This is a genomic window from Streptomyces sp. NPDC001204, from assembly GCF_053598035.1.
This window is the reverse complement of record NZ_JBSFJL010000009.1, coordinates 51,837-64,737: the sequence shown is the minus strand read 5'-3', so window position 1 is coordinate 64,737 and position 12,901 is coordinate 51,837. Positions and strand designations below refer to the sequence as shown.

Genomic DNA, 12,901 nt, shown 5'->3' with positions numbered 1-12,901 from the left:
GTCACAACCCCATCCGTCGGCGCGAGTTGGCCGGGCGGATGTCGGCGAGCGACTCCACCACCCGGTCCACCATCCCGTACTCCCTGGCCTGTTCGGCGGTGAACCAGCGGTCCCGGTCGCCGTCCCGCGAGATCGTCTCCTCGCTCTGCCCGGTGTGCTCGGCGGTGATCCGCTCGATGGTCCGCTTGGTGTGCTCCAGGTTCTCCGCCTGGATCTCGATGTCCGCGGTGGTGCCGCCGATGCCCGCCGACGGCTGGTGCATCATGATCCGCGCGTTCGGCAGCGCGAACCGCTTGCCGCGCGCGCCCACCGCGAGCAGGAACTGGCCCATGCTGGCGGCGAATCCCATCGCCAGTGTCGACACGTCGTTCGGGATGAGCCGCATCGTGTCGTAGACGGCCAGCCCGGCGGTGACGGATCCGCCGGGGCTGTTGATGTACAGGGCGATGTCGGTGTGCGGGTCCTCGGCCGACAACAGCAGCAGCTGGGCGCACACCCGGTTGGCCGACACCTCGTCGACCTGGGTGCCCAGGAACACGATCCGCTGGGCGAGCAGCCCGGCCGCGAGGTCGTCGTCGAACCGGCTGGGCGGGGTGTCGTGCTCCTCGGCGCGCGGCGCGAGCGCGCCGGGTGAGAGCAGCGCGGTCGGTGGGGTCATCGGATCTCCTTGTCGTGGCACGGATGCCGTCGACCCCACTGTCGGCCCGGAGCCGTCGCCGCGTGCGGTTTCTCTGCCCGTGGCAGATTCGCCACCGGCAGAGCGGCCGGTCAGCCCTTCTCGCGCAACTGCCGGAAGAACGCGCGCACATCCGCGACCAGCAGGTCCGGCTCCTCCATCGCCGCGAAGTGCCCGCCCCGGTCGAACCGCGTCCACCGCACGATGTTCTCGGTGCGCTCCGCCCGGTGCCGCAACGGCAGTTGCAGCTCGGCCGGGAAGACGGCGAGCGCGGTCGGCGCGGTCGACGGCTCGGCGGGCGCGGCGGCGCGGCCGGAGGCGTGCGCCCGCTCGTAGTAGATCCGCGCGGACGAACCGGCCGTCCCGGTCAGCCAGTACAGCATCACGTCGGTGAGCAGCCGGTCCCGGTCGACGGCCTCCTCGGGCAGCTCCTCGGAGTCCGTCCACTCGCGGAACTTCTCGACGATCCAGGCGAGTTGGCCGACCGGCGAGTCGGTCAGCGCGTACGCCAGGGTCTGCGGGCGGGTCGCGTGCAGGATCGCGTAGCCGGTGCCCTCCCGCTGCCAGGCCTCCCAGCGCCGCCACGACGCGAGCGTCCGCTCCCGCTCCTCCGAGCCGAGCCCGGCCAGCTCCTCCCCGGTCGGTTCGGTGGACTGCTGCGCGCCCGGCAGCAGATTCAGGTGCACGCCGATCACCCGGCCGGGGTGGGCGCGGCCCAGCTCGCGCGAGATCATCGCGCCCCAGTCGCCGCCCTGCGCGCCGAACCGCTCGTAGCCGAGCCGCCGCATCAGCTCGGCCCACGCGTCGGCGACCCGTCCGGCCTCCCAGCCCCGCTCGGTGGTGGGCCCGGACAGTCCGAAGCCCGGAATGGTCGGCAGCACGACGTGGAAGGCGTCGGCCGGGTCGCCGCCGTGGGCGGCCGGGTCCGTGAGCGGGCCCACGATGTCGAGGAACTCGACGATCGAGCCCGGCCAGCCGTGCGTGACCACCAGCGCGGTGGCGTCCGGCTCCGGGGAGCGGACGTGGACGAAGTGCACGTCCGCCCCGTCGATCGTGGTCGTGAACTGCGGCCACCGGTTCAGCAGCGCCTCGGCCGCCCGCCAGTCGTACTCGTGCCGCCAGTACCGCACGAGCTCGCGCAGGTAGTCGACGGGAACGCCGTAGTCCCAGCCCGCGCCCGGCAGCTCGTCCGGCCAGCGGGTGCGGTCGAGGCGGTCGTGGAGGTCGTCCAGATCGCTCTGCGGGACGCTGAGCCGGAAGGGCCGGATGCCGCCGGCGGGCGGTGACGTCGTCATGCGGGCGATGCTAGTGCCGACGCCGCTCCTTCACCGGCGGCCGTTGCCTGCCGCGGCACTGGTTCCGGCCCGCCGAAGCGGCCGCGGACTTCTTCCGGAACCGCCGATGAGTTTCGCGACGCGGGCGGGTCGATACACATGACCGCGTCGCACACCCCAGGAGGAACCCGTGGCCACCGAAGGATTCACCACCTGTCTCTGGTTCGACGGCCAGGCCGAGGAAGCCGCCCACCACTACGTATCGATCTTCAAGAACTCCGCCGTCGGGCGGATCGGCCGCTACACCGAGGCCGGGCCCGGCCCGGCCGGATCGGTGATCGCGGTCGACTTCGTGGCCAACGGCCAGAAGTTCGTGGCGCTGAACGGCGGGCCCCAGTTCACCTTCAACGAGTCGATCTCCTTCCAGATCCACTGCGAGAACCAGGAGGAGATCGACCACTACTGGACCAAGCTCACCGAGAACGGCGGCGAGCCCGGCCCCTGCGGCTGGCTCAAGGACAAGTACGGCGTCTCCTGGCAGGTGATCCCGGACAGGCTCATCGACATGATCGGCGACCCCGACGCCGAGAAGGCGGCCCGCACCACGCGGGCGATGCTCGCCATGCGCAAGCTCGACATCGCCGCCCTGGAAAGGGCGTACGCGGGCGAGTGACGGCGGGCGACGGGGCCGGTCCACCCATCCGGGGGAGTGGACCGGCCCCGACATCCAGCGCACGGGCCGGGCGCGAGGTGCGGGCCCTCGGTCAGGGCAGGTCGTTCACCAGCACCGCGGCCCCGTCGAAGCGGCCGGCCTTGAGGTCCTCCAGTGCCTGCGGGGCCCGGGAGAGCGGATAGGTGTGCGTGGTGGCGCGCACCCCGTGCCGGGCGGCCAGGGCGAGGAAGTCCCGGCCGTCCTCGCGTGTGTTCGAGGTGACGCTGCGCAGCTCCTTCTCGTAGAAGAGCTCGCTCTCGTAGCGCAGCGGCGGTGTGTCGCTCAGGTGGATGCCGGCCACGGACAGGACACCGCCGCGGTCGAGGGCCCGCAGCGCCACGGGCACCAGATCGCCCACGGGGGCGAACAGGATCGCGCTGTCCAGCGGCTCGGGCGGCACCGCGTACGCGTCCTGGGCCGAGGCCGCGCCCAGCTCCAGCGCGAGTCGCCGCGCGGCCGCCCCGCGGGTCATGACGTGCACCCTGGCGCCCTCCGCGAGTGCCACCTGCGCGCACAGGTGGGCGCTGCCGCCGAACCCGTACAGGCCTAGGCGCCCGCCGGGCGGCAGGGCGGCCCGGCGCAGCGCCCGGTAGCCGATGATGCCCGCGCAGAGCAGGGGCGCGAGCGCGACGTCGTCGACCTCGCCGGGCAGCCGGTAGGCGAAGGCGGCCGGGACGGTCGTGTATTCGGCGTAGCCGCCGTCGGCGTCCCAGCCGGTGTACCGGGAGTCCGGGCACAGGTTCTCGGCACCGCGCAGACAGTACGCGCAGGTGCCGTCGGTGCGGCGCAGCCAGGCCACGCCCACCCGGTCGCCGGGCGCGAAGCCGTTCACCGCCCGCCCCCGACCCGCGACCACGCCCACGACCTCGTGGCCGGGTGTGATCCCGGCCCTGTGCACCGGCAGATCACCCTCGGTCACGTGCAGATCGGTGCGGCACACGCCGCACGCCCGCACGTGCACCAGCAGCTCGTCGTCCCCCGGCACGGGAACCGGCTTCGCCGTCAGCCGCAGAGGGCCCTCCTCCACCGGCCGGGGCCCGGTCACCGTCCACGCCCGCATCGTGCCGTCCGTCATTCCGCCGTCCGCCATGTCGCGCCCCGTCCGCCGAAGGCCGCCCGGTCCACCCCTGTCCGGTACACCTCTGTCCGTCCCAGTGTGGAACAGGCGAGCCCGCTCAGCGCGCGACCGGTCCCGGGAGTCACTAGCGTGAAGGCGGGACACATCACCGAACGGGAGAGGGCGGCGGCCATGGCGGTACGACCCGAGGGAACCCCCTGCTGGGCCGATGCGATGTTCAGCGACCTCGAGGGGGCCAAGAGCTTCTACGCCGACGTCCTCGGCTGGACCTTCGGCGAGTCCTCGTCGGAGTACGGCAACTACACCCAGGCCTACGCGGACGGCAAGGCGGTGGCCGCCGTCGTACCGCCCATGCCCGGGCAGGAGGGGCAGTCGCAGTGGTGCCTGTACTTCGCCTCGCCGGACGCCGCCGCCACCGTCCGCAGGATCCGCGACAAGGGCGGCGAGGTGCTGATGGAGCCCATGCAGGTCGGCGACTTCGGCACCATGTGCCTGGCCCGGGAGCCCAGCGGCGCCGTGTTCGGTGTCTGGCAGGGCGGCACCCACGAGGGCTTCGAGGCGACCGCGGTGCCCGGCGCCTACTGCTGGGCGGAGGTCTTCACCCGCGAGCCCGCGAAGGCCGACACCTTCCTCTCCGCCGTCTTCGGCTACACCGCCAAACAGCTCCAGGACGAGGCGATCGACTTCCGGCTGTTCGACGTGGGCGGCGAGACCGTCCTCGGCCGGATGACGATGACGGAGGACTTCCCGCCCGAGGTGCCGTCGTACGTCAACGTCTACTTCACCGTCGCGAACTGCGACGAGGCGGTCGCCGCCGCGACCGGGCGGGGCGGCGTGCTGCGCTTCGGCCCGCACGACAGCCCCTTCGGCCGGTTCGCGGCGCTCACCGATCCGCAGGGTGCGAACTTCTCGGTGATCGACATCACCACGACGCAGGGGGAGAAGCCGCAGGCCGCGGACGTGTCCTAGGCGGCGGTCCGGAGGGCCCGGCCGGCGTGGCATGATCGGGCCCATGCGTGAACGTGTGGTGGCCGCCTGCGACGGGGCGTCGAAGGGAAATCCGGGTCCGGCGGGCTGGGCGTGGGTCGTCTCGGACGACGCCCGGACCCCCGCCCGCTGGGAGGCGGGAGCGCTCGGTACCGCCACCAACAACGTCGCCGAACTCACCGCGCTGGAGCGGCTGTTGACGGCGACCGACGCGGACGTGCCGCTCGAGGTGCGGATGGACTCGCAGTACGCGATGAAGGCCGTGACCACCTGGCTGCCCGGCTGGAAGCGCAACGGCTGGAAGACGGCCGCGGGCAAGCCGGTCGCCAACCGGGAACTGGTCGTGCGGATCGACGAGCTGCTCCAGGGCCGCTCGGTCGACTTCCGCTACGTACCCGCCCACCAGGTCGACGGCGACCCGCTGAACGACTTCGCCGACCGGGCGGCCAGCCAGGCGGCGAGCGCACAGCAGTCCGCGGGCAGCGCCCTCGGCTCGCCGGAGCCGCCGGCCACCGCCCCCGCGTCCGCCGCCCCGCGCCGCCGCGCGAACGGGACCAAGGCGGCGCGGCCGCGCGCCGGCGGCGCGTCGTCCCGCACGATCAAGGCGAAGTTCCCCGGCCGCTGCGCGTGCGGCCGCTCCTACGCGGCCGGCGAGTCCATCGCCCGCAACGACCAGGGCTGGGGCCACCCGGAGTGCCGCACGGCGGCCGCCGGATAGCCCGTTCGGCACGTATGGGGGCCGGCCCCCGCGGTCGCCGCCGGCGCCCCTGCCCGGGTGAGCACCCGGAGCGGCCCGCTCCGCGCGGGCTGACGGCTGATGACAGACTGTCGCCATGGACGAACGTGAATTCGGCAGGTCGCACCAGCACGCGTCGGTCGTCGGGCTCGGCACCTGGCAACTGGGCGCCGACTGGGGCGACGTGGACGACAAGGAAGCCGTCTCCGTACTGGAGGCGGCCGCCGAGTCGGGGGTGACCTTCTTCGACACGGCCGACGTCTACGGCGACGGGCGCAGCGAGTCGGCCATCGCGACCTTCCTCGGCAGCCGGCCGGACCACCACGTGCTGGTCGCCACCAAGATGGGCCGGCGCGTCGAGCAGGTTCCGGAGAACTACGTCCTGGACAACTTCCGCGCCTGGAACGACCGTTCGCGGCGCAACCTGGGCGTCGACCGCATCGACCTGGTGCAGCTGCACTGCCCGCCCACCTCCGTGTACTCCAGCGACGCGGTGTTCGACGCGCTGGACACCCTGGTGGAGGAGGAGCGGATCGCCGCCTACGGCGTCAGCGTGGAGACCTGCGCCGAGGCGCTGACGGCGATCGCCCGGCCGAACGTGGCGAGCGTGCAGATCATCCTCAACCCGTTCCGCATGAAGCCGCTGCGCGAGGTGCTGCCCGCGGCGCGGGAGGCGGGCGTCGGCATCATCGCCCGGGTCCCGCTCGCGTCCGGGCTGCTGTCGGGCAAGTACACCAAGGACACCGTCTTCGCCGCCGACGACCACCGCACCTTCAACCGGCACGGCGAGGCCTTCGACCAGGGCGAGACCTTCTCCGGCGTCGACTTCGCCACGGGCGTGGAGGCCGCGGCCGAGTTCGCCGCGCTCGCCCCCGAGGGGTGGACCCCGGCCCAGCTCGCGCTGCGCTGGATCATCCAGCAGCCCGGCGTCACCACGGTCATCCCGGGCGCCCGCTCGCCGGAGCAGGCACGCGCGAACGCCGCCGCCGCGAAGCTGCCCCCGCTGGGCGAGGAGACCCTCGCGGCGATCCGGGACCTCTACGAGCGCCGGATCAAGGACGAGGTGGAGACCCGCTGGTAGCGGCGGGTCGGGGACCGCTCGCCGGGGAACCCGCATGACACAGGGGCCGGCCCGGGACGCGGGCCGGCCCCGGGGGCCGGAAGCCGGGAGGCGGAATGGCGGTGACGGGAGGCGGTGACGCGGGGCGCTGGGGGCGCCACGAGACCGAGGAGGAGCGGGCCGACCGCAGATGGGCGGAGCTCATCCAGGAGGTGCGGGTGGCCCAGACGGGTGTGCAGATCCTCTTCGGCTTCCTGCTCACCGTCGTGTTCCAGCCGAAGTACGACCACCTGAGCCACACGGACCAGGTGATCTACGTCGTCACCGTCGTCCTCGGCGCCGCGACGACCGGCGCGCTCACCGGCCCGGTGTCCCTGCACCGCCTGGTCTCCGGGCGCCGGGTCAAGCCCCAGGCCGTGGCCTGGGCCTCACGGCTGACCTTCGTCGGTCTCCTCCTGCTGCTCGCCACCATGACCTCCTCCCTGCTGCTGATCCTCAGGGTGGCGACGCACGGCGGGTTCGTGTCCTGGCTGGTCGCCGGGGTGGTGGCCTGGTATCTGCTGTGCTGGTTCGCGCTGCCCCTGTGGACCCGGCGCCGCCACACCACCCGGTGAGGCACTGTGCCAGGGCCCGCGGCCCGGCGTGATCCGAACGAGCGGCCCCGGCTCAGCTCCCCGCGAGCACCTCCGCGAGGAAGTCGTCGACACCGGCCTCCTCCTCGCCCGGCGCCACCACGGCATGGGTCTCCCTCAGGAAGGCCGCGACGGCGGACGCCCACATGAACACCGCCGCGTGCTGCCGGCCCCCGTCGGCGTGGGCGTCGCCGTAGAACTCCATGCACAGCTCCTCCGACGGGCCGTCCGCGACGGGGCGGAAGCGGACGTCGCCGACGCCGACCGGCTTCGTCAGCCCCTCGCCGAGCATGCCCCGGTCCACCTTCCACCGGGCGAGCACCCGCCCGTCGTGGGCGAAGACGACCGTGACGGCGAACGGGTCGTCGGCGTCGTACTCCAAGTGCGCCAGCACGGGGAAGCGCTCCGTGCCGTGCGCCTGCAACTGCACCACCAGACTCTTGTGCACCAACGCGTTCACGAATTCGGCCCTCCGAGGACGACATCGGGACGTAGACCCCTCTGGTACCCCTGATCCGCGGGAGATGCCCGGCTGTCCGACCGGATCTCCCCATACCGCGACGGCCGGGACCGGGGCGCGTGTCAGCGCAGTCCGAACCGGTCCGCCCAGGACATGACGTCGGCGACCGCCGCGTTGCCGCCGCACACCACCAGGCCGAGCCGGACGTCCGGGCCCATCCGCTCCCGGACGTGCCGGGCGGCCGGCAGCAGGCAGCCCGCCGCGGGCTCGGCCCAGACCTTGGCGTGCTCGGCGAGGTCGAGGCAGCCTCGCACGGCCTCCCGGTCGGGCACCACGAGCACCTCGTGGACGAGGGCCCGGACATGGTCGTACGTCAGCTGCGACACCGTCGGCGCGCTCAGCGTCGTCACGATCGAGGAGAGGGCGACCGGCACCGGGCCGCCGGACGCCAGCGCCTCGGACATGGCCTGGGCGCCCTCGGTCTCCACGCCCCAGATCCGCACCCCGGGACGCAGCGCGCGCAGCGCCGCGGCGACGCCCGCGATCAGCCCGCCGCCACCGATGCTGACGAGCACGTCGGTCAGCTCACCGGCGTCCGCGGCCAGTTCGAGGCCGACGGTGCCCTGCCCGGCGACCACCACCTCGTCGTCGAAGGGATGGACCAGGGTGAGCCCCTCGTCCCGCAGCCGTGCCGCCGTGGCGAACGCCTCGTCCATGCCGTCGGTCAGCCGCACCGACGCCCCGGCCTCCTCCGCGATCGCGACGGACCGGGCGGGCGCCGAGCGCGGCATGACGACGGTGGCCTTCACATGCAGCGCGGCGGCCATCACCGCGAGCGCGATCCCGTGGTTGCCGCCGCTGACCGCGACCACGCCCGCGGCCCGCTCCGCCTCGTCGAGCGACAGCAGTCGCGCCGTCGCGCCGCGCGCCTTGAAGGAGCCCGTGCGCTGCAACAGCTCCAGCTTCGCGGTCACCGGGGCGCCGAGCAGCGCGGACAGGCCGGGACTCGGCACGGTCGGGGTGCGCACGACGTGTCCGGCGATCCGCTCGGCCGCGGTTTCGATCTCCGAGATGCCGATCAAGGCAGTCCACCTTTCCGGCGCGGGGTGGTGATCCGCGCCGCCCCGACCCTCACCTGTCGGGGGCACGCAGGTCAACAGGTCTCGCCGGATCCCGGCCCGCGAGAAGGGCCGGCTCCCTCAGTGCTGCTGCGGCCGGTGCGGAGTCGCCTCGCTCGGCCGGACGACGACGACCCCCTCGCCCTCCAGCATCAGCTGCACCGCCTCGCCCGAACCGCCGCGCAGCATCGAGCCGAACGACTGCGAGCGGTGCAGCGACGTCCGGAGGCGGGCGGTCCAGCCGACGACCGCGTCCGTGTCGACGTACACCGGCTGCCGCGGCGTGACCGGGATGACCAGCGGATTGCCCTCGCACACCAGGCCCAGGAGTCCCTGCCCGGTGAACACGCTGTTGAACAGCCCGCCGCCCGCCACGCCCGAGCCCTTGACCGTCCTGATCTGGTACGACAGCGTCGCGTCGAAGCACAGCACGTTGCGGCCGTTGACGGTGAACTCGTCGCCCGGGTCGACCTCGACGACGAAGCAGTTCTGGGCCTCCTGCGCGAACCAGGCCTCGCCCTGCCCGCGCACCGCCATCAGCGGCAGCCCCTCCCCGGTGACCGCGCGCTTGAGCATGCCGCCGACGCCCTGGCCCTTGCGCTCGAACCGCAGATCGCCGCGGTAGGCCACCATCGAGCCCTGGCGGGCGAACATCTCGCCGTCCACCGTGTACTTGACGCACTTGGAGTTCTCGACGGACATGCCCGGCGCGGTCGCGGGACCCACCACGTACTCACTGGAAAACAGGTCACCCTTCATGCGGGCATCCTGGCCCGGAGTCGCCTGTTCCGCCAAGGTCACTGGGCGAGGTCGTTCTCCAGGGCCGTACCGGGCAGTTGAGCGGTGCCGAGCACCTTCGTCCGCTTGCCGCAGAACGCCGACTCCAGGGTGCGCAGCATCGTCAGGTGCACCGCGCCGTTGTTGGAGGTGTTGGTGAGCGCGGCCAGGCTGCGCCGGCCGTCCTTGCTCGTGAACGCGTAGGTGTAGTAGCCCTGCACGGCGCCGGTGTGCCCGTACACCGACACCCCGCACGACAGGTCGCGGCGGCGCAGCCCGAGCCCGTACGCCTGGGCGGTGCCCGACGGGATCCACCGCTCCATCTGGTCCAGTTGGGCGGGGGGCAGCAGATGACCGCCCAGCAGCGCCGAGAAGAACGTGTTGAGGTCGCGGGTGCTGGAGATGAGCGCGCCCGCGCTCTGCGCCCAGGACATCGTCTGCTCGGTGGCGTCGACCAGCGGCGACCCGGCCTCGTCAGGGGTGAGATAGCCGTGCGCGTACCGGCCGGGGATCTTCATGGAGGGGTGGACGTAGAAGGTGTCGCTCAGCTTCAGCGGCTTGATGATGCGGTTCTCGTACGCGGTGCGCACCGAGTGGCCGGTCAGCTTCTCGATGAGCAGGCCGGCGACGACGAAGTTGGTGTTGGAGTAGGCGTAGGCGGTGCCGGGCGCCTGGGTGCGCGGGTGCTTCAGGGACAGGGCGAGCAACTGGCGGTAGGTGAACACCTTGGTGCGCACGGCCTCGAAGCCGGACACGGTCCTGGCGAACATCTCGTCGCTGTAGTCGTACAGACCGCTGCGGTGGCCGAGTACGTGCCGCACCGTGATCCGGTCGTCGGGCAGCAGGTCCGGCAGGTAGCGGTTGACCGGGTCGTCGAGCTTCACCCGGCCCTCGGCGGCCAGTTGCAGCAGCACGACCGCGGAGAAGGTCTTGGTGACGCTGCCGATGCGGAACCGGTCGGCCGTGTTGATCCAGTCCCCGGTCCTGCGGTCGGCGACTCCCTCCGTGGCCTTGTAGACCGTGGGGTGGTCGTCGTAGGACAGGCGGTGGTCGTCGATCCGCGCCATGGCGCCCGGCGCGCCCTGCTTCAGCGCCGTGCGCAGGAGGGTGCCGAGTGCCGCCGTGTCCGGCGCGGGCAGCGCGTCCGGTGCCGCCGTCCCGGGCCGGCGGCCCGCCGCGTGCGCCGGTCCCGCCAGCAGGGCCAGCACCAGTGATCCGAGTACCGCACCGCTGCACACCGTGCGTGAGGCCATACGTCTTCTCTCCCGTCTCCGTCCGCGCGGCGATCCGTGCGAGATCGATCACATTCGGGCAACGCAACCTTCCCCCATCCGGTCACATCTCCACAGACGACACACAGTTGGCCATTCGCCGATCACTGAGTGGGGTGGATTGGCAAAGGATTGTCCTGTATCGCACGGAATGGATCATTCGTGCTTTACATGCACATGATCGATCCATGAGAGTTCCGTCCCGGGGGCCCGACCAGCTCCCATGGCGCACCGGCGTCATCCCCGGGCGGCCGGCGATCCGGGCCTCCGCCACGAACGAAGGAACTCCCGAGAGTGCACAGACCCCATATACGCACCGTGGCGCTCGCCGTCGCGGTGGCGACGGCCGTCACGGGCCTGGCCGGCCCGGCGCTGGCCGCCCCTGCCGGGGGGCAGGACCACACCGTGTCGTCCGCCGGCACGTCCACCGACTCGGTGGTGGCCGCCGCCGGCGCCGCGGCCTTCGCGCACGCGTCGGCGACCGGCGTCACCAACGGGGACGGACTGCGGGCCCGGGACGTGCTGCTCGACCCCGAGGGCGCGCGCCACGTCCGGTTCATACGCACCCACCGGGGACTGCCGGTCCTCGGCGGCGACCTCGTCGTCCACCTCGACCGGCAGCTGAGGTACACCGGCGTCACCCGGGCCGCCGGCCACACCGTCCGGACCGCCGCCACCCGGGCCGCGCTGACCCCGGGACAGGCGGCGGCCAGGGCCGCCTCGGCCGCCCACGGAGAGGCGGGCGCCGCGCGGCTCGTCGTGGACGCCCGCGGCGGCGCCTCCGCCCTCGCCTACGAGGTGCGGGTCACCGCCCCCGCGACCACCGGGAGCGGCGGTTCCCGGACCGTCGTCGTCGACGCCGTCACCGGCGAGGTGCGCAGCGACATGCCCGACCGGGACGGGTTCCTCTCGCCCCGGCTGGTCGAGACCCTGCGCAGACGCGGCGAGACGCTCGACCCGGCCACCGGCAACACCCCGCGGCCGGCCGCCCTCGCCGCGACGCGGCCGGCCGCGGCCGCCGGCTATCCGCGGACCGCGACGGGCACCGGCTCCTCCCTGTTCGTGGGCAAGGTCTCCCTGACCACCACCCAGACGGCGAGCAGGAGCTTCCTGCTGAAGGACCCCAGCCGGTACGGCACGGAGACCCGGGACGCCAAGAACAAACCGCTGGAGGATTTCGCGCGGGGTACGAAGTTCACCAGCACCACCGACAAGTGGGGCAACGGCGCCGTCTCCAGCCGCGCCAGCGCCGCCGTGGACGCGCAGTACGGGATCACCGGGACCCTGGACTTCTACAAGAAGTCCTTCGGGCGCAAAGGCGTCAAGAACAACGGCAAGGGCGCCCAGGCCATGGTCCACTTCGGCAACAAGGTCGCGAACGCGTTCTGGGACCCGGCGTGCACCTGCATGCTGTACGGCGACGGCGACGGCGGGATGTTCAAGAAGCCGCTCGTCGCCCTCGACGTCACCGGCCACGAACTCACCCACGGGGTCGTCGACGCCACCGCCGGACTCGAACCCACCTTCGTGGACTCCGCCGGCAACCAGTACGGCGAGCCGGGGTCGCTGAACGAGTCACTGGCCGACATCTTCGGCTCCGGCGTCGAGTTCCACGTCAACAACCCCAAGAATCCGCCGAACTACCTGATCGGCGAGAAGCTGGGCCTGGCGCAGAAGTTCCTGCGCCGGCTCGACCGGCCGTCCCTGGACAGGCTCGAGGGCGCGATCGACTACTGGTCGCCCGAGGTGTACTTCACCGAGGTGCACGCCGGTTCCGGTGTCTCCTCGCACGCGTACTACCTGCTCGCCGAGGGCAGCGGCAGCAAGAGGATCGGCGCCGTCACCTACAACTCGCCGACCTACGACGGACTGCCGGTCAAGGGCATCGGCCGTACCAAGGCCACGGCCGTGTTCTACCGGGCGCTGACCCGCTACATGGTGTCCACGACCGACTTCCACGACGCGCGCGTCGCGACGCTGAAGGCGGCCAAGGACCTCTACGGCGCGACCGGCACCGAGTACAAGGCGGTGGACCGGGCCTGGGCCGCGGTCAACGTCACCGCCGCCAACACCCCGGCCGCCGGCCGCTGACAGACCGTCCGAACACGGTGACCCGGATG

At 72.6% G+C, this 12,901-nt stretch carries 13 protein-coding genes; 6 read left to right on the top strand and 7 right to left on the bottom strand.

The window, feature by feature from the left end:
• Window position 1 precedes the first annotated feature (1 nt).
• A complete protein-coding gene (locus ACWC91_RS15065; RefSeq protein ID WP_281155923.1) occupies window positions 2–658 on the bottom strand; it encodes a ClpP family protease in 657 nt (218 codons plus the stop codon).
• A gap of 110 nt (window positions 659–768) precedes the next feature.
• Window positions 769–1,971 carry an epoxide hydrolase family protein gene (locus tag ACWC91_RS15060; protein WP_225079249.1) on the bottom strand — a complete coding sequence of 401 codons (1,203 nt, stop codon included), beginning with the start codon at window positions 1,969–1,971 and terminating at the stop codon, window positions 769–771.
• Between the two features lie 169 nt (window positions 1,972–2,140).
• On the opposite strand from ACWC91_RS15060, the gene ACWC91_RS15055 reads away from it, so the two are divergent.
• Complete coding sequence (locus tag ACWC91_RS15055) at window positions 2,141–2,623, top strand: VOC family protein (protein WP_225079250.1); 483 nt, start codon at window positions 2,141–2,143, stop codon at window positions 2,621–2,623.
• Between the two features lie 91 nt (window positions 2,624–2,714).
• On the opposite strand, the gene ACWC91_RS15050 is transcribed toward ACWC91_RS15055, so the two are convergent.
• Complete coding sequence (locus tag ACWC91_RS15050) at window positions 2,715–3,722, bottom strand: zinc-binding alcohol dehydrogenase family protein (RefSeq protein WP_225079303.1); 1,008 nt, start codon at window positions 3,720–3,722, stop codon at window positions 2,715–2,717.
• A 189-nt stretch (window positions 3,723–3,911) separates the two neighbouring features.
• Between ACWC91_RS15050 and ACWC91_RS15045 the strand changes: the two genes are divergently transcribed.
• The 4 genes from ACWC91_RS15045 to ACWC91_RS15030 all read left to right on the top strand — a co-directional run bounded on the left by ACWC91_RS15045 (window position 3,912) and on the right by ACWC91_RS15030 (window position 7,137).
• Entirely contained in the window at window positions 3,912–4,709 is a 798-nt protein-coding gene (locus ACWC91_RS15045; RefSeq protein WP_450643548.1) for a VOC family protein, read from the top strand.
• A 31-nt stretch (window positions 4,710–4,740) separates the two neighbouring features.
• A complete protein-coding gene (locus ACWC91_RS15040) occupies window positions 4,741–5,445 on the top strand; it encodes a ribonuclease H family protein (RefSeq protein ID WP_225079251.1) in 705 nt (234 codons plus the stop codon).
• Window positions 5,446–5,560: 115 nt separating this feature from the next.
• Window positions 5,561–6,544 (top strand): aldo/keto reductase, encoded by a 984-nt coding sequence (locus ACWC91_RS15035; protein ID WP_281157534.1) that lies wholly within the window; start codon window positions 5,561–5,563, stop codon window positions 6,542–6,544.
• A gap of 95 nt (window positions 6,545–6,639) precedes the next feature.
• Window positions 6,640–7,137 (top strand): DUF6328 family protein, encoded by a 498-nt coding sequence (locus ACWC91_RS15030; protein WP_281157532.1) that lies wholly within the window; start codon window positions 6,640–6,642, stop codon window positions 7,135–7,137.
• A 52-nt stretch (window positions 7,138–7,189) separates the two neighbouring features.
• Here ACWC91_RS15030 and ACWC91_RS15025 read toward each other — a convergent pair whose 3' ends face one another.
• The 4 genes from ACWC91_RS15025 to ACWC91_RS15010 all read right to left on the bottom strand — a co-directional run bounded on the left by ACWC91_RS15025 (window position 7,190) and on the right by ACWC91_RS15010 (window position 10,763).
• Window positions 7,190–7,615, bottom strand: a complete 426-nt coding sequence (locus ACWC91_RS15025; RefSeq protein WP_225079254.1) for an SsgA family sporulation/cell division regulator — start codon at window positions 7,613–7,615, stop codon at window positions 7,190–7,192.
• A gap of 122 nt (window positions 7,616–7,737) precedes the next feature.
• The gene (locus ACWC91_RS15020; RefSeq protein ID WP_225079255.1) at window positions 7,738–8,697 is read right to left on the bottom strand and encodes a threonine/serine dehydratase; all 960 of its coding nucleotides are present in this window, start codon (window positions 8,695–8,697) and stop codon (window positions 7,738–7,740) included.
• A 117-nt stretch (window positions 8,698–8,814) separates the two neighbouring features.
• The gene (locus ACWC91_RS15015) at window positions 8,815–9,492 is read right to left on the bottom strand and encodes an AIM24 family protein (RefSeq protein WP_225079256.1); all 678 of its coding nucleotides are present in this window, start codon (window positions 9,490–9,492) and stop codon (window positions 8,815–8,817) included.
• A gap of 38 nt (window positions 9,493–9,530) precedes the next feature.
• Entirely contained in the window at window positions 9,531–10,763 is a 1,233-nt protein-coding gene (locus ACWC91_RS15010; protein WP_450643542.1) for a serine hydrolase domain-containing protein, read from the bottom strand.
• Window positions 10,764–11,075: 312 nt separating this feature from the next.
• On the opposite strand from ACWC91_RS15010, the gene ACWC91_RS15005 reads away from it, so the two are divergent.
• Complete coding sequence (locus tag ACWC91_RS15005) at window positions 11,076–12,872, top strand: M4 family metallopeptidase (protein WP_450725923.1); 1,797 nt, start codon at window positions 11,076–11,078, stop codon at window positions 12,870–12,872.
• The last annotated feature ends 29 nt before the right edge of the window (window positions 12,873–12,901 follow it).

Excerpts from the sequence above, each read along its gene's own strand:
- ACWC91_RS15065 (WP_281155923.1), bottom strand. The coding sequence starts at position 658 with ATGACCCCACCGACCGCGCTGCTCTCACCCGGCGCGCTCGCGCCGCGC.
- ACWC91_RS15060 (WP_225079249.1), bottom strand. The coding sequence starts at position 1,971 with ATGACGACGTCACCGCCCGCCGGCGGCATCCGGCCCTTCCGGCTCAGC.
- ACWC91_RS15050 (WP_225079303.1), bottom strand. The coding sequence starts at position 3,722 with ATGCGGGCGTGGACGGTGACCGGGCCCCGGCCGGTGGAGGAGGGCCCT.
- ACWC91_RS15045 (WP_450643548.1), top strand. The coding sequence starts at position 3,912 with ATGGCGGTACGACCCGAGGGAACCCCCTGCTGGGCCGATGCGATGTTC.
- ACWC91_RS15040 (WP_225079251.1), top strand. The coding sequence starts at position 4,741 with ATGATCGGGCCCATGCGTGAACGTGTGGTGGCCGCCTGCGACGGGGCG.
- ACWC91_RS15035 (WP_281157534.1), top strand. The coding sequence starts at position 5,561 with ATGGACGAACGTGAATTCGGCAGGTCGCACCAGCACGCGTCGGTCGTC.
- ACWC91_RS15030 (WP_281157532.1), top strand. The coding sequence starts at position 6,640 with ATGGCGGTGACGGGAGGCGGTGACGCGGGGCGCTGGGGGCGCCACGAG.
- ACWC91_RS15015 (WP_225079256.1), bottom strand. The coding sequence starts at position 9,492 with ATGAAGGGTGACCTGTTTTCCAGTGAGTACGTGGTGGGTCCCGCGACC.
- ACWC91_RS15010 (WP_450643542.1), bottom strand. The coding sequence starts at position 10,763 with ATGGCCTCACGCACGGTGTGCAGCGGTGCGGTACTCGGATCACTGGTG.